Raw genomic sequence first — 23582 nt, 5'->3', positions numbered from 1 at the left:
AGTCAAATGACTACGTCGGTCTATATTCCTCCAAGGAATCCACAGCATAAAAAACATGAATTTTATTTATGCGTACCTAACCGGTAGCGTAGCGCCATTCCCGTCAAGGAGCAGTCCATGAGCACCGCAGCCGCCAACCCTGCCGAGCGTCACTGGCAACGCAACCTCAGCGTCTGCGTGTTCGGCGCCTTCACTACCATTGTCGCCATGACGCTGCTGTTGCCGTTCTTGCCGCTGTACGTCGAACATCTGGGCGTCAGCGATCCGGCGGCCGTAGTGCAGTGGTCGGGTATCGCCTTTGGCGCTACCTTCCTCTCGGCGGCACTGACCGCGCCGCTCTGGGGCCGCCTGGGTGATCGCTACGGGCGCAAGCTGATGCTCATTCGTGCCAGCCTCGGCATGGCTGTGGCCATGTCGCTGATCGGCCTGGCAGAGAATATCTGGCAACTAGTGCTGTTGCGCCTGCTCGCGGGGCTGCTCGGCGGCTATGCCTCGGGCGCCACCATCCTGGTTGCCACGCAGACGCCCAAGGCGCGCTCCGGCTGGGCGCTGGGGGTGTTGTCCTCGGGCATCATGGCGGGCAGCCTGGCCGGGCCGCTGATCGGCGGGCTGTTGCCACCCTTGATGGGCATTCGCAACACCTTCTTCCTCGCCGGCGGGGTGATTTTCATCACTTTTCTGGCCACCTTGTTCTTGCTCAAGGAAGTGCCCCGGCCACCCCGTACTCAAGGCCAGCAGCAGGCGGACAAGGCCTCGGTGTGGGGGCAGCTGGGCGACCCCCGGCCGGTGGTCACCATGTTCGTGATCGCCGGGGTGTTGATGTTCTCGACCATGTCGATCGAGCCGATCATCACCGTGTACCTGATGCAGCTGCATGCCGATCATCTGACGCTCATGGCCGGGCTGGTGATGTCGGCCACGGCGCTGGGCAGCATCCTCTCGGCGTCGCGTCTGGGCAAGGTGGCCGATCGCGTCGGTCATTGGCGGATCGTGACCCTCTGCCTGGCGGCCGCGGCGGTACTGCTGATTCCCCAGGCACTGGTGAGCAATCCCTGGCAACTGGTGGTGCTGCGGTTTTTGATGGGGCTGGCGCTGGGTGGCCTGCTGCCGTGCATCGCCAGCATCATTCGTCATAACGTGCCGGAGGGTATCGCCGGGCGCATGCTGGGCTACTCCACCTCCAGCCAGTACATCGGCCAGGTCCTCGGTCCGGTGGCCGGCGGCTTCGTCGGCGGGCATCTGGGGATGCGCTGGGTGTTCCTCGCAACCTTCGTGCTGATGGGCGGATGCGCGGTGGTGACCTGGGTGCAGCGTCCGCGGCCCGCCCTGTAGCGCAGTCGATGACGGGTGACCGGGCGCCGGCGATGACGGCTGCCCAGTCATTGGGCATAATGCGGGTATTTCCCCCGTGATCTTTCCCCTATGGCGTTTTCCCCGATGAAGCAGATTACCCGCCTCGAGCTGGTCGAGCTCGCAGCCCAGGCCAGCGAGGCCCCGCGCCTGCGCGCCAACCGCAATCTGCATCCCGAGCTGCAGGACCCGGTCCAGCGCCTGGCGATTGCCATGGAGCCCGGCACCTATGTGCGCGTGCACCGTCACCCGCACACGTTCGAACTGCTCACGCCCTTGAACGGGCGCTTTATCGTGCTGAACTTCGATGATCAGGGGCAGGTGACCGCGCGCACTGTCCTGGGCGAAGACAGCGCCGTGCTGGAAACCCCGGCCAATACCTGGCATGCGGTGCTGTCGCTGGATGTCAGCGGCGTTATTTTCGAGGTCAAGCAGGGCGCCTATCAGCCGGTGGCGCCCGAGGATTTCTGGCCTGGGTCGCCGGCTGAAGGCGAAGCCGGCACTGAGCAGGTGATGGCCTGGTACGAGGTCGCGCAGGTGGGCGACAGCCTGGCATTCCTGAACTGAAAAAAAGCCGTCGCCGGCGTGCTTTGATGTGCAAACGCCCGGCGCCAAGCTACTGTTGCACATACACTTGCGGCAATTGACCGGGGCGCGTGCCTGAACCTTCTGCCGTTCGGTCCGGTCGATAGCTGCGGCGCCGCTGATTCGGCGCCATGCAAGGCCCGTTTATTTTTGGAGAGCCCTTCGTGATAACACTCAGATCCACAGCCAGGCTCAAGGCCTGGGGTGCCCACGGTTTTACCGCCACCGGCGTGGTCCTGGCCTTCATGGCCACCATCGCGTTGTTCGAGGGTCACCCCAAGACCTGCCTGCTCTGGCTCGGCGTGGCGCTGGTGGTCGACGGCCTGGACGGCGCGCTGGCCCGCAAGGTCAACGTGCAGACGGTACTGGCGCATTTCGACGGGTCGATACTGGACCTGGTCATCGACTATCTGACGTACGTGTTCATCCCCGCGCTGTTCATCTACTTCTATATCCCGTTGCCGCATTTCACCCTGCTGCTGTGCGTGTCGATCATCCTGGTGTCGTCACTGTTCTGCTTCTGCAACGTCAACATGAAGAGCAAGGACAACTACTTCGTCGGCTTCCCGGCGGCCTGGAACGTCGTGGCGCTGTGCATGTACATCCTCGACTCGTCGGCCTGGGTCAATCTGGTGACCATCATCGGTCTGGGCCTGCTGACCCTGACCCGGATGAAGTTCCTGCACCCATTCCGCGTGCGCAAGTTCATGCCGATCAACATTGCGGTCACCGCCATATGGCTGCTGTGCAGCCTGTCGATGGTGGTCAATCAGCCCAACAATGGCACGGCGATCCTGGTGGTCTGGTCGTTGATGTCGGCGTACTTTTTGCTGGTGTGTTTCTGGCGCACGGCGTTGGAGTGGGTGGGCCGGGTTCGTAACTGAGCCGGCCCCCAGGCCGAGGCTTCAGAGGTTGCGCGGATCGCGCAGCCAGTCCTGCAGCTCGGCCTCGGCCTGTTCCATGGCGGTGCGGTTGAGCACCTTGCGCAGCATCGCCACATTTACCGCCCGCGAGCGCAGATTGAACGCAGCGCTGCGCTCGCCAGTGACGTCCGGCTGATACACCCCGAGCTTTTCGTACAGCTGCTGCAGGCGATTCTGCACACTGCGCAACGACAGGTTGCGGCGGCCGGCGATGGCTCGATCGGTCAAGCCCAGGGCGATGTCCTGCAGCACTTCGTATTCCGAATCGTTAAGGCCCTGGAGGTGATCCTGGGCCTTTTGCTGTACGCCACGGATCTCCCGGTCGATCACGCATTGCTGCTCGATGAACAGGCTGCGCAGCGCCAGACGCAGGCGCTCCTCGGAGGCGGTCTTGAGGATGTAGCCGTACGCAGCGCCCTGCGGCACGATGCGCGAGATGCCTCGTACGTAAGCCTCGTCGGCATAGTTGGACCAGAACAGAATCGAGGTGTCCGGGCGCTCGCGCCAGATGGTCTTGGCCGCCTCGACCCCGGTATGTCGCGGCATCTGCAAATCCATGACCACGGCGCCGACCTGGTGCTCGTGGGCCAGGCGCTCGCCGGCGCGGCCGTCCTCGGCCTCCCACAGGCGCGAGCATTCCGGCATGGCGCCTTCGATGATTTCCTTGAGGAACGCCCGGTGCACGGGGTCATCCTCCACCAGCAAGATATCCATCACGCGTTCTCCACCGATTGGATCACAGGCAGCGGCAGGCTCACGCACACCTGGGTGCCCTTGTTCGCCGGGCCCTTGTCGATCTGTACCTGCGCGCCCAGCAATTGCGCGCGGGTCTGCATGTTCTTGATGCCGCCGGTGTCCATGCGGTTGTTGCCCGCCAGGCCTTGGCCGTCATCGACGATGGTCAGCAGCAGGCGGTTGGCGATGCGGCTGATCTGCACGGTGATGGACGCCGGCGAGGCGTGCTTGATGGCGTTGTTGACGGCTTCCTGGACGATCCGGAACAGGGCGATCTGCTGCGCTTCACTGAGCTGTGCGGCCACCCCGTCGCTGTGATCGAACAGATGGGTGTCGATGCTCAGGCCGCTGTTGCGCACACTGCGCAGCAGCAAGTCTTCGAGCCCTTCGGCAAAGCCGAACAGGTGCAGCACCGTGGGCTTTACCGCGTCGATGATGCGCCGCAGCTCTTGCATGCTCTCTTGCAGCGCGGTGCTGACCGGCTGCAGCGCCTCGGCCGGGATGGGCGCCTGCAATTGCAGGCGGGCGATGCGTCGGTGCAGGCGGGTCATGTCGGCGAGCGTCTGATCGTGCAGGTCCATGCCGATCCGCTGGCGTTCGCTTTCCAGCTCCTCGGTCAACCGCAGGGCGCCCAGGCGCAGACCTTCTTCGCGGGCACGGGTCTGCGCCTGGGCGATCTCCAGGTGCTTGGCCTGGTCGGCCTGGCGCAGGGCGTACAGGTAGGAGGCCAGCAGGTCGGCGACATGCTGGGTATGATCGACATCCGCCTGGGTATAGAAGTTGGAGCTGTGCTTGGAGCAGCTCAAGGCGCCGATGACTTCGCCACGGGCGCGCAACGGTACATGAAGGCGGCTGCGCAACTGCGCGTCGAAGATCGGGCGGTCGAAGGCGCCGAGAAAATGAAAGCGCGGATCGAGCATGGCGTCGTCGCTTAGGATGAACGGCACCTGGCCGCGCAGCAGGGTGCGCAGCGGGCTGTCGGCGATCGGCAAGGGATGATCGACGAAATCGCTCCAGGCGGTCTTTACCCCGGTTTCATAGGCGTGCAGATGGTTTTCCCCGTCGATGAGCAGGCTCACGTCGATATGGTCGTGGGGCAGAATGAAGCGAATCTCCTCGGACACCGCGTTGACCATCGACTGCAGGTCAAGTTGCCCGGCCAGGGCGCGGGAAATGCCGAGAAAATGCTGGAGGACGTGTTGCGCCGAAATCAAAGGTCTTTGCACAGTGCTTCCCAGGGTTGTTTTTGTAGTGGGAATAAGGTTGCCGCCATCATAGCGCCTGCCTGCCTCTGTAGTGAGGGGGCTTGCCCCCGAGAGGCCAAGCCTGCGATGCGCGGAGTGTCAGTGCCGACTTATCGGGGGCAAGCCCCCTCGCTACAGAGTATTGCGCTGATTGTTATTGAAAAACTGCACATTTGCGCCTTTGAGCTGCGGGTTCCCGCAAGCGATCTGCGCCAATGCCCACTGACGCGGCGATGTCGGCGGTGCAGACTGGCCCTGAATCTGCACCAAGGCCCAGCCTGCTGCCTGCGGCCATTCACGATGCCCCACAACAATAACAAGGGTCACGACATGAAATTCGACACGCTTCGTTGCGCGCTGCTGTCCAGCGCCCTGGTAATGGCCCCACTCACGCTGGCCCAGGCCGCCACGGCCGACAAGACCATCGCCCTTTCCAACAACTATGCCGGCAACGCCTGGCGCCAGAACATGCTCAACAGCTGGCAACAGACCACTGACCAGGCCGTCAAGACCGGCATCATCGCCTCGGCCGACTCCTTCACCACCGGTGAAAACCAGGCCACGGAACAAGCCGCGCAAATCCAGAACCTGATCCTGCAGGGTTACAACGCTATCGTCATCGATGCGGCATCGCCCACGGCGCTCAACGGCGCAGTCAAGCAAGCCTGCGACGCCGGTATTGTCGTCGTGTCGTTCGATGGCGTGGTCACCGAGCCGTGCGCTTATCGCATCTCGATGGACTTCAAGCAAAGCGGCATCGACCAGATGGACTACCTGGCCAGCCGCTACCCCAACGGTGCCAATGTCCTGGAAGTACGCGGCCTGGCCGGAGTCTCGGTGGACGAGTTGATTCATTCCGGCATCGCCGCCGGCGCCGCCAAGCATCCGAACCTGAAGATCGTCGGCGCGGTCAACGGCAACTGGTCGCAGACCGCCGCGCAAAAAGCCGTGGCTGGCGTACTGCCGAGCCTGCCGAAGATCGATGCGGTGGTGACCCAGGGCGATGACGGCTACGGCACGGCTCAGGCCTTTACCGCAGCCGGTCGGCCGACGCCGACCATCGTCTTCGGCAACCGCGAAGAGGAGCTGTCGTGGTGGAAGAAGCAAAAGGACCTCAACGGCTATCAGAGCTTCTCCATTTCCAGCGCCCCGAGTATCTCCAGCCTGGCCTTCTGGGTGGCGCAACAACTGCTCGATGGCAAGCAGTTGCCCCATGACCTGGTGTCGCCCGCAGTGAGCGTGACCCAGGACACCCTCGAGCAACAACTCAAGGGCCTGGCCAAGGGCGACCTGGTCAGCCAGGTGTACAGCGTGGACGACGTCGCCAAGCTGCAAGCACCTGCCACTCACTGAGCCTGGAGGCTGTCATGTCTAGTGCGCAACGAGTGACCTTCACGGGTATCGGCAAGTCGTTTGGCGCCGTGCGCGCATTGGACGGCGTCGACCTCAGCGTCCAGGCCGGCGAGTGCCTGGGCCTGATCGGCCACAATGGCGCCGGCAAGTCGACCCTGATGCAGGTGCTCGCCGGCACCCTGGCCGCCGATTGCGGCAGCCTGCTGATCGAGGGCCGGGATCGGCGCAGCGACTACAGCGTGCAGATCGCCCGGCAGTGCGCGATCCGCTGCGTGTTCCAGGAGCTGTCGCTGTGCCCCAATCTGAGCGTGGCCGAGAACACCCGCTTGATGTGCCCGGCCATCCGTGGCTTCGGCTGGCGGCGGCAGGCCCGGGCGCTGATCGAGGCGAGCCTGAGCGAGATCTTCCCCGAGCATGGCATCGGTGCCGACGACATCGTCGCCGACCTGCCGATCGGCAAGCGCCAGATGGTCGAGATCGCCCGTGCTTTCGTCTGCGTCGATGAGCGCCTGGAGGTGGTGATTCTCGATGAGCCGACGTCGTCGCTGGATTCGCGGGTGTCGGCGCAACTGCTGGCGTTCGTGCGCCGTTTTGTGGGGCAGGGCGGCAGTATCGTGTTGATCAGCCACATCCTCGGCGAGATGCTCGGCACCTGCGACCGCATTGCGGTGATGCGCGACGGCAAGGTGGTAGACACCCGCGCCGCCAGTGCCTTCACTCATGCCACCTTGGTCGAGGCCATGGGCAGTGCCGCCAGCCACGCCAAGGCGGCTCAGGTCTATGGCAGCAAACGCCTGCAAGGCGCGGCCATGGTCGAGCAACGCCCGGCGGCGCAGGCCGATGCGCGTTGCGTAAGTGCCTGGCGTGGCGAAATCATCGGCCTGGCGGGGTTGGCCGGACATGGCCAGAGCCAGTTGCTGACGCAGATTCTGCGCCAGCGCATCGCCAGTGGTGAGGGCGCTGCCCTGGTCGCCGGCGATCGGCAGAGCGATGGCGTCTTCCCGCTGTGGTCGATCGCGCAGAACCTCGACCTCAGCGCCCTCAAGCAACTCAAGCGCGGCGGCCTGATCGATCCCCGGGCTTGTGCATCGCTCGCCGCGCAATGGCAACAGCGCATGGCGATACGCACGCCGGACATGAATGCGCCGATTCTGTCGCTGTCCGGCGGCAATCAGCAAAAAGCCCTGTTCGCCAGGGCGCTGGCGACCACTGCGCAGGTGATTCTGATGGACGACCCCATGCGCGGCGTCGATGTCGGCACCAAGCGCGAGGTGTACTCGATCATCCTCGAGGAAGCGGCCCGCGGCCGGACCTTCATCTGGTACACCACCGAGCTGGAAGAGCTCGACTACTGCGACCATATCTATGTCTTTCGCGATGGCCAGGCGGTGCTCGACCTGCCCCGTGACGAACTGAGCGAGGAGCGCATTCTGCGCGGCTCGTTCGCCGAGGAGGTGGCATGAACATGCCGACGCGTTTGCGGGTCAGTGACAGCTTATCGGGGGCAAGCCCCCTCGCTACAGGGGCGGTGGATACGGCGGCGCGCGCGGTCAATCGAGCGCGCTGGCTGCGCAGTGCCTTGCCGGCGTTGTCGCTGGTGGTGCTGCTGGGCACCATCTTCATCCTGCAGCCGCGGGCCATGAGCTACATGGGCATGAACCTGATGCTCAATCTGGCGGTGCCGATCGCCTTGGCGACCATCGCTCAGATGCTGATCATCACCGTCAACGACCTTGACCTGTCTTTGGGCAGCTATATCAGCTTCGTCGCCTGCGTCGCGGCCACCTTGCTCAACGACCACCCGCTGCTCGGGGTGCTGGCGCTGCTGGGCTGCGTGCTGGTGTATGCGCTGCTCGGCGCCTTGATTCACGCGCGACGGCTGCCATCGATCGTGGTGACCCTGGGTATGTCGTTCATCTGGACCGGCGGCGCGGTGCTGTTGCTGCCGGCGCCAGGGGGCACGGCCCCGCAATGGCTGCAGGCACTGGTACGGATCAAGCCGCCGCTGCTGCCGTTCGCCATCATCGTCTGCATCGCCCTGGCGCTGCTGGTGCATCTGTTTTTGATGCGTTCGACCCTGGGCGTGGTGTTGCGCGGCGCGGGCGGCAACCCACTGGCGATCGCCAAGGCCGGCTGGTCGCTGTTGCGCATCAAGGTGACGCTGTATGCCCTGGCCGGTGGCTTTGGCGTGTTGTCCGGGCTGTTCCTGGTGGGGCTGACGACCTCGGCCGATGCCAGTGTGGCGCTGCGCTACACGCTGTTGTCGATCGCCGGGGTGATTCTGGGTGGGGGCGAGTTCGTCGGTGGCCGGGTGTCGCCGATCGGCGCGGTGCTGGGAGCCTTGACCCTGGTGCTGGCGGGTTCGCTGCTGTCGTTTATCCGCATCTCCCCGGACTGGCAGATCGGCGCCCAGGGCGCGATCCTGATTCTGGTGCTGGCCCTGCGGGCCGCCGTCAACCGTATGGAGGCGCGTCAGCCATGAACCCCCAGACTGCTTTGCTCAAACGGGTGCTCGACAAACCTTGGCTGTGGTCGTTTCTGGCGGCGCTGCTGATCTGGCTGGCCACCCTGGTGTTCAACCGCGGCGTCGGCAGCGGTGCGTTGCTGTCCGGGGCGCTGGGGTTCTCGGCGTTCTTCGTGATCGTCGGCATTGGCCAAATGTTCGTGATCAGTACCGGGCCCGGCAACATCGACCTGTCGATCCCGGCCAACGTGGCGCTCAGCGGCGCGGTGGCGATGAAGCTCATGGACAGCCACAACGAGCTGATCTGGCTGGGCGTGCTTGGCGTGCTGGCCACCGGCGTACTGGTAGGCTGCGCCAACTATGCGCTGATTCGTCTGCTGCGCATTCCGCCGATCATCGCCACCTTGTCGGCCAGTTTCCTCCTGCAATCGCTGGCCATCGCCTACGGGCGCAGCGTGCGCATTCAGCCGCCGGACGATTTCTACGCCTTCGCCACCGGCAAGCTGCTGGGGGTGCCTTATGTCGCCCTGGCGGTAATGCTGCTGGCGGCACTGATGGGCGTGGTGCTGACCCGCACCCTGTATGGTCGTTGGGTCTTGGCCATCGGCCAGAACCCGCGGGCGGCGGAGCTGGCGGGGATACGGGTGGCCAGGGTGCGTTTTGCCACCTACGTACTGAGCGCCTTGTTCGCCAGCCTCTGCGGCTTGCTGCTGGCCGGTTTCTCCGGAGGCGCCTCGTTGAGCATGGGCGACGAGTACTTGCTGGCGTCAATCGCCGTGGTGGTGATCGGCGGTACTTCGGTGGCCGGCGGCTTCGCCAATGTGCCGGGCATCTGGGGCGCCGCGCTGTTTCTCTATCTGCTGGTGAGCATGCTCAACAGTTTCGGGGCCAGCGCCGGGGTGCGGCTGATCCTCACCGGGGTGATCATCATCGCCGTGATCACCGCCATGAGCGGCCGGCAAACGGCCCGTGGCTGAGTCTTTCCATTCCGAGCATGCCTATTTGAAAAGGATCGCCGTTGTGTCCGACGAACTGTATGAACACCTCGACCCGCGCTTTCGCGCCCTGACCATTCCCAACACCCAGCTCGAGCGGCTGTACGACAAATGCCGTTGGGCCGAGGGCCCGGTGTGGTTCAACGATGGCGGTTACCTGTTGTGGAGCGACATCCCCAACGAACGCATCCTGCGCTGGATCCCGGATCATGGCGTATCGGTGTTCAGGGCCAACTCCAATTTCGCCAACGGCAATACCCGTGATCTGCAAGGGCGCTTGGTGACCTGTGAGCACGGCACCCGGCGGGTGACCCGCACCGAGGCGGACGGCAGCATCACCGTGCTGGCCGATCAGTTTCAGGGCAAGCGCCTCAATTCGCCCAACGATGTGGTGGTGCACCGCGACGGCGCCGTGTGGTTCACCGATCCCACCTACGGCATCCTCAGTGACTATGAGGGCTTCAAGGCGGAGCCGGAACAGGAGGGCAGTTACGTCTACCGGATCGACCCGCGCAGTGGGGCCATCGCCTGCGTGGCCAGGGATTTCGTACAGCCCAACGGCCTGGCTTTCAGCCCGGATGGCAAGACCCTCTACGTAGCCGATTCGGCTCGTAGTCACGACCCGGATGCCCCTCATCATATTCGCGCTCTGCAAGTGATCGACGGCGAGCGCCTGGGCGCATCGCGGGTGTTTGCCGAGATCGAGCCGGGGATTCCGGACGGGTTGCGTATCGACGCGCTGGGCAATCTGTGGACCAGCGCCGGGGACGGAATTCAGTGCTTCGCGCCAGACGGCACCTTGCTCGGCAAGATTCGCCTGCCCGAGAAGGTGGCCAACCTCACGTTCGGCGGCCCACGGCGTAACAGGTTGTTCATTGCGGCCAATACTTCGCTGTACATGATTCATGTGGCGGTGGCGGGGGCGCAGTTGCCCTGAGCCCGCCAGTCCATCGATCAGGCAATGCGCCGGAATGCAGGCGGGCGCTCAGCGTCGCTGCCATCTCGTGCCGTGGGCATGGGGCGATAGCTGCATGGGGGATAACCGGAAGTTATCGCGCCATCAGCGGTTGTCATTAGCCAGCCTCGACTGGGGAAAATACAGTGGCGGCAAGCGTCGCGGGGGCCAGCCCCGCTGCGACTCGATAATCACAAGAAGGGATAACCTCATGCGTCTCGTACAGTTTGAAAATACCCAGGGTCAGCGCCAAGTGGGCGTGGTCGAAGGCGAACAGATCCACCTCGTCGTCGAAACCACCTCGACCCGCGATCTGGCGCTCGCCGCCATCCGCAACAAACGCTTGCTGCAAGACGAAGTCATCGCCCGCGGCACCCGGCCCAGCGATGAAAACTATGCGCTGGCTTTGCAGCAAGGGCGGGTGCTGCCGCCGCTGGATCACCCGGACCCGGCCCATTGCCTGGTGACCGGTACCGGCCTGACCCACCTGGGCAGCGCCTCCACTCGGGACAAGATGCACCAGCAAAAAGCCGCTGCCGACCCCAGCACCCTGACCGACACCGCAAAGATGTTCCAATGGGGCATCGAGGGTGGCAAGCCGCAGCCAGGTACCCCGGGCGCGCAGCCGGAATGGTTCTACAAGGGCGACGGCTCCTGCGTGGTGCGCCCTGGCTCTGCCTTGCAGCAGCCGCCTTTCGCCGAGGACGGCGGCGAGGAGCCTGAGCTCACCGGGCTTTACGTGATCGCCGATGACGGCCGTCCGTACCGCGTCGGATTCGCCCTCGGCAACGAGTTTTCCGATCACGTGCTGGAGCGTCGCAGCTACCTGTATCTCGCGCATTCCAAGCTGCGTAACTGCTCCTACGGCCCGGAGTTGCGCGTCGGTGCCTTGCCTCGGCACCTGGCCGGTATCAGCCGTATTCGTCGCGGCGGCGAAGTGATCTGGGAGAAGGAATTCCTGAGCGGCGAAGACAACATGTGCCACAGCCTCGAAAACCTTGAATACCACCACTTCAAGTACCAGCAGTTTCTGCGTCCGGGGGACGTGCATGTGCATTTCTTCGGCACCGCGACGCTGTCGGTAGCCGACAATATCCGTACCCAGGCAGGCGATGAATTCGAGATCAGCATCAGCGAGTTCGGCGCGCCGCTGCGCAATACCGTGCAGGTCAGCCGGGAGGTGTTCCGGCCGGGGGATGTGGGCAGTCTTTGATCGAGGCGCTGCTCGACCATAACCCTGCATGGAGCAAGGAAAAGCCGCCGCGTTTGCGCTACGCTGGCGGCTTTTGTGCGAGGTTTACTTTGTGAAGCGCTACTTCCCACGCCGTGTCACTTTGCTTGCGTTGACGCTTTTGGCGGTTTCGGCTCAAGTCCGCGCCGGTGGCGATCCCCAGGCGGGCGAAGCCCTGTTCAACAAGACCTGCGGCGGTTGTCACAAGATCGGCCGCTACGCGCGGGCGGCGTTTGGCCCCGAACTCAATGGCATCTTCGGACGGCCTGCAGGCAGCACCAGCGACTACGTGTATTCCAGCGCCATGAAAGCTTCCGGGATTACCTGGCAGCGCGACACGCTGATGGCGTTCATCAAAGACCTCAGCGATGTAGTGCCTGGCACCAACATGCATTTCTGGGGCATCAGTGATGCACAGAAGCTCGACGACTTGTTGGCGTGGCTGCGTGCTAATCAGGATGCCGAGTGATGAAAGGATTACCAGCCCAAGCGGCCACTAAATTGATATATGGAATAACAATAGATCATATCGATATATAGCCGTTATAAGAAAAATCGCTATGCTGCGCGAGTTTTTTCATAAGGCCGTGCGCGGCACACAGGGCAGTTGATGGATTTCGGTAACGTCGGTTTCGTGGTGGCAGGCTTGGTGGTCGGGTTTATCGTCGGCATGACCGGAGTAGGGGGCGGATCGTTCATGACCCCGATCCTGCTGTGGTTCGGGATCAATCCCGCCACGGCAGTGGGCACTGATCTGCTGTATGCCGCCATCACCAAATCCGGCGGCGTGCTGGTGCACCGCAAGAACGACAATATCGACTGGACCGTCACCGGCTGGCTGACCCTGGGCAGTGTCCCGGCTGTTGCTCTGACGTTGTGGTACCTGAGCTCGCTGCACACCGCCCCGGAGGCGATGAATGCCATCATCAAGCAAGGTCTCGGTGTGGTGCTGCTGTTGACGGCCTTGGCCGTACTGTTCAAACAGCAGCTGCTCGACTTCGCCCACCGCCGTGCCGGCGGGCGCTACCAGCCAAACGGCGCGCGGCTCAACGCGATGACCGTGGTGACCGGCCTGGTACTGGGGACCATGGTAGCGCTGACCTCCATCGGCGCTGGCGCCCTGGGGACCGTGGCGCTGTTCATTCTCTATCCGTTCCTGCCGACCCGGCGCCTGGTGGGCACCGAGATAGCCCACGCCGTGCCGCTGACACTGGTCGCAGGCCTGGGGCATGCAAGCATGGGCAACATGGACTGGGGCATTCTCGGCTTCCTGCTGCTGGGCTCGCTGCCCGGCATCTATATCGGCAGTCAATTGACCGGGCGCGTGCCGGACAAAGTGCTGCGGCCCTGCCTCGCGGTCATGCTACTGTTGGTCGGCTACAAACTGGCCTTCTGATACGCCCCTCCTGCGTCAGCGCTCTGACGCTCATCGGCGCCGCAACCATCCTGACGGAACCTTGCGCCAATAAAACGGTCTTTGTGCTGGCAGCCATGTTGCTGCCCGGCGCTGGCCGTCAGCCAGGTTTCAGGCGTTTTCCCTCGCAGTTAGCCACCGAGCGTGGCAGTCGTAGCGATAGGCCGTCCGTGCCGACGGCGCCTCGTCGATATTCAATCCTTATTGTCACCGGCCCGTTCATCGGGGCTTTTTCATCTATTTTTCAAGTGAATACCATCATGTCGCTGATCCCTCGTTCCGTTTTTCGCCGCTCGCCTATCACTTGCCTGCTGGGCGGCCTGTTGATCACCTTTGCCGCCACCGAGGCCCATGGCGCCGGCAATGATCGCTGGGTCAGCGATAACCTCAGCACCTATGTGCGCAGTGGGCCTACCGACGGTTATCGAATCGTCGGGACGGTCAAGTCCGGACAAAAGCTCGAACTGATCAACACCCAGGGCGACTACAGCCAGGTCAAAGGCGAATCCGGGGACACCGTCTGGCTGCCCAGCAGCAACCTGCAGGATGTACCGGGCCCGGTCGAGCGCGTGCCGCAACTGACCCAGCAAGTAACCGAGCTGAGTACCCAACTCAAGACCATCGATGACAGCTGGAAGCAACGCGTGCAGGGGATGCAGGAGACGCTGGATACGCGCAAATCCTTGATCGACGAGCTGCAGGGCCGCAGCAAGACGCTCAGCGACCAGCTCGCCGAAGCGCAGTCGGACCTGCGCACCGCCCAGGCCAAGCTCGGTGACGAAAACAAACAGGTGATGATGACCTACATGGTCTATGGCGGCAGCATCGCCGGCGCCGGCCTGCTGGCCGGGCTGATTCTGCCGGCCCTGAGCCGTGGCCGCAAACGCAAGGATCGCTGGTTCTGATTTGACCTGTAGCGAGGGGGCTTGCCCCGGAAAATGCCAGCCGTCATCGCGATAGCGTCTGACAGATGTCGGCGGCAAGCCGCCTCGCTACAGGGGCACGACTGCGTCAGTCGGCGAACGGATAATCGACATAGCCTTCTGGCCCCTGGCTGTACCAGGTGGCCATGACATCCTCGTTCAGCGCCAGGCCCTTGGACAGCCGATAGGGCAGGTCCGGATTGGCGAGGAACGGTCGGCCGAAGGTGATCGCATCCGCTTCGCCCGCCGCCAGCGCCGCTTGTGCGCGCTCCAGGGTGTAATCGGAGTTGAGGATCAGCGGGCGGCTGAAGGCCTTGCGGATCACCGGATGCACGGGCGGGCGGTCAGCCTTGCCGAAGGTACCGTCGAACCCCGGCTCGCGCAGCTCCAGATAGGCGATGCCGACCTTGTCGAGCCCTGCTGCCGCGGCGCTGAACAGGGTATTCGGGTCGCTGTCGTTGACGCCCTGGGAATCGCCGTTGGGTGACAGCCGTACTCCGGTGCGCTCGGCGCCAACGCTGTGTACCACCCGTTCAGCCACCTCCAGCAGCAAGCGAATGCGATTGTCCACCGAGCCGCCATATTCATCCTGGCGAAAGTTGCTGTTGTCACGCAGGAACTGGTCGATCAGATAGCCGTTGGCGGCATGGATCTGCACCCCGTCAAAGCCGGCGGCCAGTGCGTTTTTCGCAGCTTTTTCATAGTCGTCGAGCAGGCGCTTGATCTCGTCGAGGGTCAAGGGCCGCGCCTGCACGTACGGCTGCTTGCCGTCATAGGTGTGGGCGCTGCCGGGTGCGGTGGTGGCCGAGGCCGAGACCGGCGTCGCGCCGCCGATGAAGCTTGGGTGCACGATCCGGCCCATGTGCCACAGCTGCAGATCGATGCGACCACCCGCCTGATGCACCGAGTCGGTCACCGGCTTCCAGGCTTCGACTTGCTCATCGCTCCAGATCCCCGGCGCATAGGGCCAGCCCATGCCTTGTCGCGAGATACCGGTGGCCTCGGTGATGATCAGCCCGGCGCTGGCACGTTGGGTGTAGTACTCGATCATCAGGTCGCTGGGCACATGGCTGCGGCTCGAGCGCCCCCGAGTCAATGGCGCCATGAACACACGATGAGGCGCGGTCAGGGCGCCGATATTGAGCGGTTCGAAAAGGCTGGGCATAGAGGATTCCTGTCACGGAGGAGGAGACGGCCAGAAAGTGCTGGCACTGGTTGTGCGACAAGCGCCCCGGTGGGTGGTTCCTGGCGCGGTGCGGATCCTTCGCTGCCAAATTGCTCGGCAAACCTGTCATTGATCGCCAAAGCTACAGAAACCGGGGCTTTGGCCGATACCCAAGCAAGCCTGACGATAGCGTTCGCCGTCAGGATGTTCACTGCCCAGACGCTGTTGGAAAACGAGATGCCATCACCTATGAAGACGGAACTGGCCGCCAAGTGGCGGACGCTGATGTCCGTGCCCCGCGACAATCCGAAATTGCTGCAGGCGCAGTACCGTGTGCTGTCGCGGCAAATTCCGTTGATGTACTTCATTCTGCTGGTCAACAGTTGGGCCTTGGCCTGGACGCATTACAGCTATGCTCCCGGCTGGCTGACCTTGACCGTGCCGGTGGTGCTGACGCTGGTGTGCACGGTGCGCAGCTGGGTCTGGCACCTTCGCCAGAGCCGAGCGATGCCCGAGCCAGAAGTCATCTACCAGGCCTTGACCCGTACCAGCCGGCTGACCGGATTCATCGCCGCGGGATTCGCCCTCTGGGCGCTGGCGTTGTTTCCCCACGGTGGGGCATACGAGCAGGCCCACGTCGCCTTCTATATGGGTATCACCGTCATCGGCTGTATCTTTTGCCTGATGCAGTTGCGCTCGGCGGCGTTGATCACGGCGGCGGTGGTCAATGTGGTATTCGTCGGTTTCTTCGCCTCGACCCACATCACCACCTTCGTTGCCACCGCGGTCAATGTGATGCTGGTGACCGCGGCCATGTTGGTGATTCTGCAGAACCACTACGGCGACTTTACCCGGCTGGTCAACGCCCAGGCCGAAACCGAGAAACTCAGCGACGAGAACCTGCGCCTGGCCAACCAGGACAGCCTCACCGGCCTGCCCAATCGCCGGCAGTTCTTTACCACGCTGGATGATGCCCTGGCGCAGGCGTATGGGACCGGCCAGCGGCTGGCGGTAGGCATCCTGGATCTGGACGGCTTCAAGCCGGTCAACGACCTGTACGGGCACAGTGTGGGCGATCGTTTGCTGGTGCAGGTCGGTCAGCGCCTGGAAGCCTCGCTGGATGCGAGCATGCGCGTGGCGCGTCTGGGCGGTGACGAATTCGCTCTGATCTTTACCGATGTACGTGATGATCAGCAGCTGCAGGCATTCGGCGACCGCATCTGCGCCGAGCTGAAAAAACCCTTCACCTTGATCGATGTGCCGGTACAGATCAGCGCATCGCTGGGCATCGCCACCTATCCCGACCTAGCCTCCAGCGCCGCCAGCGTCTACGAATACGCCGATTACGCGCTGTATCAGAGCAAGCGCAATCACCCAGGCGTCATGAGCCTGTTTTCCGCTGCGCACCACCAGCAACTGCAGCGCGACACACTGACCGAGCAGGCGCTGCGCCGGGCCAGGCTGGATTGGGAGTTCAGCGTGCTGTTCCAGCCCATCGTCGACTTGCACAGCGGCCAGACGGTGGCGTTCGAGGCCCTTGCGCGTTGGGCCAGCCCGGACCTGGGCAACGTGCCGCCCAGCCAGTTCATTCCCATCGCCGAGCGCATCGGCTTCATCAATCGCCTGACCCTGCCGCTGCTGCGCAAGGCCCTGCGTGCGGCGCAGCAGTGGCCGACGCGGGTGAGGCTGTCGTTCAATCTGTCGGCCCATGATTGCGGCTCCCAGGAAAACGTCCAGCAGATCGTCGACACCATCCTCGCCAGTCGCTTCGATCCGGCGCAGTTGGATCTGGAAATCACCGAAACCGCGGTGATGCAGGATATCGTTCAGGTGCAGCGGGCCATCGGGCTGTTCCGCCAGATGGGCTGCGGCGTATCGCTGGACGACTTCGGCACGGGCTATTCGAGCCTCAGCCAGCTGCACGCCCTGGCGCTGACCAAGCTCAAAGTCGACCGCAGCTTCGTCACCGGCATCCACGAAAACCCTGCCAGCTACAAGATCGTCAAGTCGCTGGTGGCCTTGAGTCAGGACATGGGTCTGGATTGCATCATTGAAGGGGTGGAGACCACCGAAGAGATGAACGCCTTGCTCAGCCTCGGCTGTCGGACAGTGCAGGGCTATCTGTTCTCGCGCCCGATGCCGTTCGCGCAAACTCTGGAGTGGCTGGAAAAAAGCCAAGACGCGCTGCCGCGCTAGCCATACTCAAGATGCCTGACGCCCGGCCGTGCGCAGGCGCCCGGGGGCGATAGCGAAGAACTCGCGAAAGCGCCGTTGAAAATGCGACAGGCTGACGAAGCCGGTGGCCACGGCGATATCGGCGATCGGCCGATTGGACTGCTGGATCAACTGGCGCGCCCGGGTCAGGCGCAGCTCCAGGTAATAGCGGGTCGGCGTGGCCTTCATGAAGTTGCAGAACTGCCGCTCCAGGTGGCGTTTGGAGAGCTTCACGCAGCGCGCAATCTCGTCGACGCTCAAGGGCTCGTCGATATTGCTGTGCATCAACTCCAGGGCGGATTTGAGCGGCTGCGGCAGGGTCGGGTCGGAGTCGATGGCCATGACCGAAATGTCGCGCACATCACTGCTTTGATCACAGGCCAGAATCTCCTCCACCGCGCTGATCAGGTGCTCGGCGCCTTGGCGCCGCATGACCTCCAGCATCATGCGCAACGAGCTGTTGGCGCCCGCGCAACTGATCCGCTGGCGATCGATCACGAAGCTGCGCGAGCTCAACCGGACGTTGGGATAATCCTCCGCCATCATCGCCCGGCCTTCGGGGTGGAAGGCGCATTCGTAGCCGTCCAGCAACTGCGCCTGAGCCAGAAACCAGGCGCCGTTCCACAAGCCGCCAAGCATCGCCCCCTTGGCCGCCGCAGCGCGCAGTTTGCTGCGCAGCACGGTGTGTTCGCGCAGCGCCACGCGAAAGCCGCCGCACAGGATGATCAAGTCCCAGGATTTTTCTTCAAGGGCGCTCAAGGCTTGATCGGCGGAAATGACGATGCCCAGATCACTGGTGACCTGGGTGGCGGTCAGCCCGAAAGAGCAGACCTCGTAAAGCGGTTCGGGATTGAGCAGGTTGGCAGTCACCAGCGCGTCGACGGCGCCAGTGAAAGCCATCATGGAGAAGTGTTCGAACAGCACCAGGGCGACACGCTGGCGGCTGCCGCCGGCTTGCGCCAGGCCGCGTTTGGCCTGGTGCGCCATGTTCTTGTTGGCCAGTACGCTTTCGAAAGCGGATTGCATGGGGGTCCTTGGTCGATGGCCGAGTGTGCCGGCTATCTTGACCTAAACCAGGGACCCTGGCGAGGTCGTGCCTCAGGTCCGGAAGCGCGCCACCAGGCCGCTGAGCTCGGCGGCAAGGCGCGACAATTCGTGGCTGGCGGCGCTGGTCTGCAATGCCCCGGCTGCGGACTGCGCCGACAGATCGCGGATCGCCACCAGGTTGCTGTCCACTTCACGCGCCACCTGGGCCTGTTCCTCCGCTGCGCTGGCGATGACCAGATTGCGCTCGTTGATCTGGCCGATGGCGGCGAAGATGTCCTCCAGCACCGCGCCGGATGCCTGGGTAATTTCCAATGTGCCCTGGGCGCGGCTGGTGCTGCTGCGCATCGAGTCCACGGCCTGTTCGGCGGTGCTCTGCACGCTGGCGATCATCTGCTCGATCTCGCGGGTCGATTCCTGAGTACGGTAGGCGAGGGTGCGGACCTCGTCGGCCACCACGGCAAACCCGCGACCGGCCTCACCGGCACGCGCCGCCTCGATGGCGGCGTTGAGCGCCAGCAGGTTGGTCTGTTCCGAGACCGCGCGGATCACGTCGAGGACCTTGCCGATACTGCGCACTTCGTCGGCCAGGTGCTGGATGCGCTCGGCGCTGCCCTGGATCTCGGAGGTCATCGACTGGGTGCCGGCGATGTTCTCGCGCACCTGCTGGCGGCTTTTCTCCGAGAGGGTGTTGGAGGCGGTGGCGGCCTGCGAGGTAGACACCGCGTTGCGGGCCACCTCTTCGACGGCGCTGGTCATCTGATTGACCGCAGTAGCGGCTTGCTCGAGCTGCATGTCCTGCTGCTGCAGGCCGCGATTGCTCTCTTCGGTCACGGCGTTGAGTTCTTCGGCGGCCGAGGCGAGTTGGGTGGCCGAGCCGGCGATCTGGATCAGGGTTTCGCGCTGGCTGGCCTGCATGCGCTGAAGCTCGACGAACAACTCGCCGATCTCGTTGCGGCTCGGGGAGATGACCTCGCGGGTCAAGTCGCCATTGGCGATGCGCTTGAAATGCTCGCCGGCGTCACGCAATGGCCGCAGTACCCGGCCAGAGATGAAGCTCCAGCACAGTACCGCCAGCGCCAGGGTGATCAGGCCCAGGGCGATGGACAGCAGCTTGGCGGTGGCCAGGCGCGCAGTGGACTCTTGATTGATCTCGGCTGCGCGGGCATCCAGCGCGCCTACCAGCTTGACGCGGATTTCCTGAAGCTTGGTCATGCCGTTGCCGGCCGCGATGTTGACCACGAAATACTGATCGGCCGAGCGCGCGCGGGTAGCGGCGCGCTGACCGACGATGGCGGTACCGTATTCGGCGAAGGCACCCTTGAGGTCTTCGGCCAGCGCCTTGAGCTGCGGATCACGCAGGTCGGTGGTCGATGCGTTGACCTTGGCGATCGCGTCGTTCCAGATGCCCTCGCTGCGCACCAGCCGCGCCTCGGCGTCATCAAAGCGGCCACCCACGGTTTCGATGAACGCCGACGACACGTTGGCGCTGGTACGAATCGCCAGCAGCAAAGCGTTGTTGATGCCGTCGATCTGATGCGAAGTGCGGCTCAGTTCATCGATCTGATCGTGACTGCGCACCGCTGACCACCAACTGTTGAGGGTGGAAAAAAGCAGGGCCACGACGAACAACAGCAAGACGCCGATCATGCCGGTGCGGACTTTGAGGTGGGCGAACATGGGGGGCACTCCGGATTACGGATGAAATAATTGTCATCACGTTATCCTCGCGGCCCTCCGAAACTTGAGCGCTATGGCGGTGCAATCCGGGCGATAAACGCACAGATCGGCGCGCGCCGCTCTAGGTCGGTGCTTGTACGAAGGCTGAAACTACGGGCGGCGAAACACCAGCAACTTGCTGATTGCCCGTTGCACGGATTCGCCGCGCTGGTTGAGGGTATCGCACTGCACCACGACGATGCCGCGATCGGGTTTGGATAGCGATGGATTGACCTCCAGCACTTCGCTGCGCACATGCAGTTCATCGCCAGGGCGGGTCGGGGTCGGCCAGCGCAGATCGCTGCCGGCGCCGATCAGGCCATTGCCCAGCGGCAGGCTGTCGACCAGCAAGCGCATGCTCAGGGCGGCGGTGTGCCAGCCGCTGGCGGCGACGCCGCCGAAGAGCGTGTCGAGGGCTGCCTCTTCATCGAGATGGAAGGGTTGCGGATCGAATTCCTGGGCGAAGGCCTTGATCTGTTCGAGGGTGATCACTTTGCTGGCGCTGGTGAAGGTGTCACCGACGTGGAAGGATTCCAGGTAGAGCGGGGCAGGTGGGGTCATGGCGGTCTCCGGGCAGTGCGGGTCGATGCAAGTAAAGCTTGTTAGCTGCGCCGAGCGTTGTCGCGGGTACCGGCCTGCAGGTATCGCTCGATGCGCGCGTTCATGTCGGTCACCAATACCTGTATAAGGGCAGTGAATTCAAAGTATCGCACATCAGGAAAATCGATGATCGACTACAAACTGCTGGCCGCCCTCAGTGCGGTTGTCGAGCAGGGTGGTTTCGAGCGTGCTGCGCAGGCGCTCAACCTTTCGCAATCGGCGGTCTCTCAGCGCATCAAACTGCTCGAAGCGCGCGTCGGTCAACCCGTGCTGGTGCGCAGCAGTCCCCCCACCGCAACGCCGGTAGGCGCAAGCCTGCTCAACCACGTGCAGCAAGTGCGCTTGCTGGAACGCGATCTGCTCAGTCAGGTGCCGACCCTGAACGAAGATGGCTTGCCCGATCGCCTGCGTATCGCCCTCAATGCCGACAGCCTCGCCACTTGGTGGGCGGCAGCGGTGGGAGATTTCTGTCGCGAGCAGCGGCTGCTGCTGGATCTGGTGGTGGAGGACCAAGAGGTCGCGCTCAAGCGCATGCGTGCAGGCGAGGTGGCGGCCTGCCTGTGTGCCAGCGAGCGGCCGGTGGCAGGCGCGCGCAGCGTTCTGCTGGGCGTGATGCGTTATCGCGCGGTCGCCAGCCCGGCATTCATGGCCAATCATTTTCCCCTTGGCGTCACGGTCGAGTTGCTGGAGCGCTCGCCCGCCGTGGTATTCGGCCCGGACGACAGCCTGCAGCATCGCTACATGGCAGCGCTGCAGGCGGCGGGCGGTTTTCAATACCATCTGTGCCCGTCTTCTGAGGGCTTTATCCGTATGACCGAGGCGGGGATGGGGTGGGGCTTGATTCCGCAATTGCAGATTGCTGAGCAACTGCGGGCGGGCCGGTTGGTCGAATTGCTGCCGGACAGGCCCTTGGAAGTGCCGCTGTACTGGCACCACTGGCGCAATGGCGGTGAGCTGCTGGCGGCGTTGACCCAGCACCTGTTGCAAATGGCACCTCGTTGGCTGGCTTGACGCTGATTCATCCGCTGGCTGGCTCGCGCACGCGAAACACCAGCGCGTGAAAGCATCAGCGTGCGCGGCGAGCGCCCGAGCATCGATGTCATACGTATCGAATTGGCCAACACCGGCTCCAGCACCACCATTCATCGCTATGTGCGCGAGCGAGACCGCATCGACGCCGGCAGCGTCGAAGCCCCGGCTGGTGCGTCGCCAAGCGACGAGGGCAAGATCCGGGCAAAAAAAAGGCCGCCATCTGCGGGGAAGGCGGCCAGAGGAGTTTCACCAAAGGACTGAAGTGGAACCGCTCGGCAGGCACTGGAGGTCGGGGGAAAACCAGGCTGCGTGAGTGAATTCGTGCTTCGGGGTAAAAAGTAACACCACCGGTGCGAATGAACTCATCACCTGTATCGATAGCGTTTATCAATTAAATACATGCGGTTACGTGTTTCAGACTTTTCCTATAGGGCTGTACGACCCTCGCCGTTAAGATCCGCTCCGTGGAAACGCCTGCACTCCTCGGCGCAGAGCCGTTGCCACGACCATCATCTCAGCCAGAACCTCGCTTCATCGCGCCGGCGGGTGTTACCCATTTCTTACGCAGGGCGCCACTACATCATGTGCGACACCAGTAACCCCATCCGCTTGATGCTGCTCGATGACCACGAGTTCGTCCTGTGCGGCATGCAGCATGTGCTCGGCGGCTCCGCTGAATTCGAAATCGCCGGGTGCTTCACCCGTAGCCGCGATCTGCTGCTGGCACTCAAACAGTCCCCCGTCGATGTCGTGGTCATGGACTTCGCCCTCGGCCCTGAAGAAACCGACGGTTTGAACCTTATTCGCGCCCTGCGGATAAAGTTTCCCGCGGTGCGTTTATTGGTGATCTCGGCCACTCATACTCCGGCCACCGTCAGCCTGGCCCTTCGCTGTGGCGCGATGGGCTTTATCGGCAAGGACAGCGACCCGGTTCACCTGCTGGAAGGCGTGCGCACTCTGGCGAGCGGGGCGACCTACCTGGAGCCGCAGATGTCCACGCTGCTGGAGGATCGTGGTATCGCCACCCAGGCAGCGGCCGAATCGGTGACCAGGGGCAACAGGTCCGCGATCGATGCGCTGGTCAAGACCAACAACCTGACGCTGCGCGAACGCGAGGTGCTGCGTTGCTGCCTGGCAGGTATGTCGGTGACCCAGGTAGCCGAAAAGTTTTCGCGTAGCATCAAGACCATCAGCACACAAAAGCAATCGGCCTACCGCAAGCTGGGATTGAGCAGCGATAACGAGCTGTTCAAGATTCGCTCGCAACTGGAGCGCCGATGAACATCCCGCGGATGCCTGCCCGTGAGCGTCTTGCCGAGGATCGCTCGGTAGCGTTCGAGCTGTCGGCCGAAGACAAGCTCACCCTGACGCGCATGTTCCTCGAAACCAGCCATGAAGATTTGCGCCTGTTGGAGCGCGCGTTGTTGGATGGCGCGCCCGGCGAGATGCTCCATCGCGTGCACCGCTTGCACGGCGCGGCGCTGACGGTCGGGGCAACAGCGCTGGCGGCCGAACTGGAGAGTTTCGAGAAGATTCTGCGTGAAACCCTGCGCATACCGGACGATAGCCAGGTGCGCTTGAGCCGTCTGCGTCTTCGCCTACAGGACTATCAGCAGCTAGCTGCGCAGTGACCAGG

Annotated in this window: 23 protein-coding genes; 17 read left to right on the top strand and 6 right to left on the bottom strand. The window is 63.4% G+C overall.

What is annotated here, in order from left to right:
- Positions 1-117: 117 nt before the first annotated feature.
- The 3 genes from AC3WJP_RS02115 (at position 118) to pcsA (ending at position 2819) form a co-directional block, all read left to right on the top strand.
- Positions 118-1332 (top strand): MFS transporter, encoded by a 1215-nt coding sequence (locus tag AC3WJP_RS02115; protein ID WP_493719569.1) that lies wholly within the window; start codon positions 118-120, stop codon positions 1330-1332.
- A 105-nt stretch (positions 1333-1437) separates the two neighbouring features.
- Positions 1438-1917, top strand: coding sequence for a WbuC family cupin fold metalloprotein (locus tag AC3WJP_RS02110; protein WP_493719568.1), 480 nt, complete (start codon positions 1438-1440; stop codon positions 1915-1917).
- 149 nt (positions 1918-2066) lie between these two features.
- Positions 2067-2819, top strand: a complete 753-nt coding sequence (gene pcsA / locus AC3WJP_RS02105) for a phosphatidylcholine synthase (RefSeq protein WP_493719567.1) — start codon at positions 2067-2069, stop codon at positions 2817-2819.
- Between the two features lie 21 nt (positions 2820-2840).
- Here the strand turns inward: pcsA and AC3WJP_RS02100 are convergent, their stop codons facing one another.
- Together AC3WJP_RS02100 and AC3WJP_RS02095 are read right to left on the bottom strand one after the other, a co-directional pair.
- Entirely contained in the window at positions 2841-3572 is a 732-nt protein-coding gene (locus AC3WJP_RS02100; RefSeq protein WP_493719566.1) for a response regulator, read from the bottom strand.
- Positions 3572-4819, bottom strand: a complete 1248-nt coding sequence (locus tag AC3WJP_RS02095; protein WP_493719565.1) for a GAF domain-containing sensor histidine kinase — start codon at positions 4817-4819, stop codon at positions 3572-3574. Before AC3WJP_RS02095 ends, AC3WJP_RS02100 begins: the two co-directional genes overlap by 1 nt.
- 348 nt (positions 4820-5167) lie before the next feature.
- Between AC3WJP_RS02095 and AC3WJP_RS02090 the strand changes: the two genes are divergently transcribed.
- From AC3WJP_RS02090 to AC3WJP_RS02050, 9 genes are all read left to right on the top strand, one after another.
- Positions 5168-6190, top strand: coding sequence for a substrate-binding domain-containing protein (locus tag AC3WJP_RS02090; protein WP_493719564.1), 1023 nt, complete (start codon positions 5168-5170; stop codon positions 6188-6190).
- A 14-nt stretch (positions 6191-6204) separates the two neighbouring features.
- Positions 6205-7653 carry a sugar ABC transporter ATP-binding protein gene (locus AC3WJP_RS02085; RefSeq protein ID WP_493719563.1) on the top strand — a complete coding sequence of 483 codons (1449 nt, stop codon included), beginning with the start codon at positions 6205-6207 and terminating at the stop codon, positions 7651-7653.
- Positions 7650-8672: an ABC transporter permease gene (locus AC3WJP_RS02080; RefSeq protein ID WP_493719562.1), complete on the top strand. Its 1023-nt coding sequence runs from the start codon at positions 7650-7652 to the stop codon at positions 8670-8672. Before AC3WJP_RS02085 ends, AC3WJP_RS02080 begins: the two co-directional genes overlap by 4 nt.
- The gene (locus tag AC3WJP_RS02075; protein ID WP_493719561.1) at positions 8669-9631 is read left to right on the top strand and encodes an ABC transporter permease; all 963 of its coding nucleotides are present in this window, start codon (positions 8669-8671) and stop codon (positions 9629-9631) included. The genes AC3WJP_RS02080 and AC3WJP_RS02075 overlap by 4 nt, the downstream gene beginning before the upstream one ends.
- Before the next feature lie 43 nt (positions 9632-9674).
- Positions 9675-10586, top strand: coding sequence for an SMP-30/gluconolactonase/LRE family protein (locus AC3WJP_RS02070; RefSeq protein WP_493719560.1), 912 nt, complete (start codon positions 9675-9677; stop codon positions 10584-10586).
- A gap of 229 nt (positions 10587-10815) precedes the next feature.
- Positions 10816-11817, top strand: coding sequence for an AraD1 family protein (gene araD1 / locus AC3WJP_RS02065; protein ID WP_493719559.1), 1002 nt, complete (start codon positions 10816-10818; stop codon positions 11815-11817).
- Positions 11818-11845: 28 nt separating this feature from the next.
- The gene (locus tag AC3WJP_RS02060; RefSeq protein WP_493719558.1) at positions 11846-12304 is read left to right on the top strand and encodes a c-type cytochrome; all 459 of its coding nucleotides are present in this window, start codon (positions 11846-11848) and stop codon (positions 12302-12304) included.
- A 141-nt stretch (positions 12305-12445) separates the two neighbouring features.
- The gene (locus tag AC3WJP_RS02055; RefSeq protein WP_493719557.1) at positions 12446-13231 is read left to right on the top strand and encodes a sulfite exporter TauE/SafE family protein; all 786 of its coding nucleotides are present in this window, start codon (positions 12446-12448) and stop codon (positions 13229-13231) included.
- 278 nt (positions 13232-13509) lie between these two features.
- Positions 13510-14154, top strand: a complete 645-nt coding sequence (locus AC3WJP_RS02050; RefSeq protein WP_493719556.1) for a TIGR04211 family SH3 domain-containing protein — start codon at positions 13510-13512, stop codon at positions 14152-14154.
- A gap of 106 nt (positions 14155-14260) precedes the next feature.
- Here AC3WJP_RS02050 and AC3WJP_RS02045 read toward each other — a convergent pair whose 3' ends face one another.
- Positions 14261-15337, bottom strand: coding sequence for an alkene reductase (locus AC3WJP_RS02045; RefSeq protein WP_493719555.1), 1077 nt, complete (start codon positions 15335-15337; stop codon positions 14261-14263).
- Between the two features lie 249 nt (positions 15338-15586).
- On the opposite strand from AC3WJP_RS02045, the gene AC3WJP_RS02040 reads away from it, so the two are divergent.
- A complete protein-coding gene (locus AC3WJP_RS02040) occupies positions 15587-17533 on the top strand; it encodes a putative bifunctional diguanylate cyclase/phosphodiesterase (protein WP_493719554.1) in 1947 nt (648 codons plus the stop codon).
- A gap of 6 nt (positions 17534-17539) precedes the next feature.
- Here the strand turns inward: AC3WJP_RS02040 and AC3WJP_RS02035 are convergent, their stop codons facing one another.
- From AC3WJP_RS02035 to AC3WJP_RS02025, 3 genes are all read right to left on the bottom strand, one after another.
- The gene (locus tag AC3WJP_RS02035; RefSeq protein WP_493719553.1) at positions 17540-18577 is read right to left on the bottom strand and encodes a GlxA family transcriptional regulator; all 1038 of its coding nucleotides are present in this window, start codon (positions 18575-18577) and stop codon (positions 17540-17542) included.
- A gap of 72 nt (positions 18578-18649) precedes the next feature.
- Positions 18650-20275 carry a methyl-accepting chemotaxis protein gene (locus tag AC3WJP_RS02030; RefSeq protein ID WP_493719552.1) on the bottom strand — a complete coding sequence of 542 codons (1626 nt, stop codon included), beginning with the start codon at positions 20273-20275 and terminating at the stop codon, positions 18650-18652.
- Positions 20276-20425: 150 nt separating this feature from the next.
- A complete protein-coding gene (locus tag AC3WJP_RS02025; RefSeq protein ID WP_493719551.1) occupies positions 20426-20875 on the bottom strand; it encodes a MaoC family dehydratase in 450 nt (149 codons plus the stop codon).
- A gap of 165 nt (positions 20876-21040) precedes the next feature.
- Between AC3WJP_RS02025 and AC3WJP_RS02020 the strand changes: the two genes are divergently transcribed.
- The 4 genes from AC3WJP_RS02020 (at position 21041) to AC3WJP_RS02005 (ending at position 23577) form a co-directional block, all read left to right on the top strand.
- Positions 21041-21925: a LysR family transcriptional regulator ArgP gene (locus tag AC3WJP_RS02020; protein WP_493719550.1), complete on the top strand. Its 885-nt coding sequence runs from the start codon at positions 21041-21043 to the stop codon at positions 21923-21925.
- A 9-nt stretch (positions 21926-21934) separates the two neighbouring features.
- Entirely contained in the window at positions 21935-22207 is a 273-nt protein-coding gene (locus AC3WJP_RS02015) for a DNA-binding protein (protein ID WP_493719608.1), read from the top strand.
- Between the two features lie 321 nt (positions 22208-22528).
- Positions 22529-23227 (top strand): response regulator, encoded by a 699-nt coding sequence (locus tag AC3WJP_RS02010; RefSeq protein ID WP_493719549.1) that lies wholly within the window; start codon positions 22529-22531, stop codon positions 23225-23227.
- Positions 23224-23577 (top strand): Hpt domain-containing protein, encoded by a 354-nt coding sequence (locus AC3WJP_RS02005; RefSeq protein WP_493719548.1) that lies wholly within the window; start codon positions 23224-23226, stop codon positions 23575-23577. Before AC3WJP_RS02010 ends, AC3WJP_RS02005 begins: the two co-directional genes overlap by 4 nt.
- Positions 23578-23582 lie beyond the last annotated feature (5 nt).

This window comes from Pseudomonas sp. GW821-FHT01A09, assembly GCF_058986725.1.
The sequence above is the reverse complement of the archived record's forward strand: the minus strand, read 5'-3'. Positions and strand labels throughout refer to the sequence as shown.

Coding starts and splice junctions, on each gene's coding strand:
- AC3WJP_RS02115 (WP_493719569.1), top strand. CDS start 118: ATGAGCACCGCAGCCGCCAACCCTGCCGAGCGTCACTGGCAACGCAAC.
- AC3WJP_RS02110 (WP_493719568.1), top strand. CDS start 1,438: ATGAAGCAGATTACCCGCCTCGAGCTGGTCGAGCTCGCAGCCCAGGCC.
- pcsA (WP_493719567.1), top strand. CDS start 2,067: ATGCAAGGCCCGTTTATTTTTGGAGAGCCCTTCGTGATAACACTCAGA.
- AC3WJP_RS02100 (WP_493719566.1), bottom strand. CDS start 3,572: ATGGATATCTTGCTGGTGGAGGATGACCCCGTGCACCGGGCGTTCCTC.
- AC3WJP_RS02090 (WP_493719564.1), top strand. CDS start 5,168: ATGAAATTCGACACGCTTCGTTGCGCGCTGCTGTCCAGCGCCCTGGTA.
- AC3WJP_RS02085 (WP_493719563.1), top strand. CDS start 6,205: ATGTCTAGTGCGCAACGAGTGACCTTCACGGGTATCGGCAAGTCGTTT.
- AC3WJP_RS02080 (WP_493719562.1), top strand. CDS start 7,650: ATGAACATGCCGACGCGTTTGCGGGTCAGTGACAGCTTATCGGGGGCA.
- AC3WJP_RS02075 (WP_493719561.1), top strand. CDS start 8,669: ATGAACCCCCAGACTGCTTTGCTCAAACGGGTGCTCGACAAACCTTGG.
- araD1 (WP_493719559.1), top strand. CDS start 10,816: ATGCGTCTCGTACAGTTTGAAAATACCCAGGGTCAGCGCCAAGTGGGC.
- AC3WJP_RS02060 (WP_493719558.1), top strand. CDS start 11,846: ATGGAGCAAGGAAAAGCCGCCGCGTTTGCGCTACGCTGGCGGCTTTTG.
- AC3WJP_RS02055 (WP_493719557.1), top strand. CDS start 12,446: ATGGATTTCGGTAACGTCGGTTTCGTGGTGGCAGGCTTGGTGGTCGGG.
- AC3WJP_RS02050 (WP_493719556.1), top strand. CDS start 13,510: ATGTCGCTGATCCCTCGTTCCGTTTTTCGCCGCTCGCCTATCACTTGC.
- AC3WJP_RS02045 (WP_493719555.1), bottom strand. CDS start 15,337: ATGCCCAGCCTTTTCGAACCGCTCAATATCGGCGCCCTGACCGCGCCT.
- AC3WJP_RS02040 (WP_493719554.1), top strand. CDS start 15,587: ATGAAGACGGAACTGGCCGCCAAGTGGCGGACGCTGATGTCCGTGCCC.
- AC3WJP_RS02035 (WP_493719553.1), bottom strand. CDS start 18,577: ATGCAATCCGCTTTCGAAAGCGTACTGGCCAACAAGAACATGGCGCAC.
- AC3WJP_RS02030 (WP_493719552.1), bottom strand. CDS start 20,275: ATGTTCGCCCACCTCAAAGTCCGCACCGGCATGATCGGCGTCTTGCTG.
- AC3WJP_RS02025 (WP_493719551.1), bottom strand. CDS start 20,875: ATGACCCCACCTGCCCCGCTCTACCTGGAATCCTTCCACGTCGGTGAC.
- AC3WJP_RS02020 (WP_493719550.1), top strand. CDS start 21,041: ATGATCGACTACAAACTGCTGGCCGCCCTCAGTGCGGTTGTCGAGCAG.
- AC3WJP_RS02010 (WP_493719549.1), top strand. CDS start 22,529: ATGTGCGACACCAGTAACCCCATCCGCTTGATGCTGCTCGATGACCAC.
- AC3WJP_RS02005 (WP_493719548.1), top strand. CDS start 23,224: ATGAACATCCCGCGGATGCCTGCCCGTGAGCGTCTTGCCGAGGATCGC.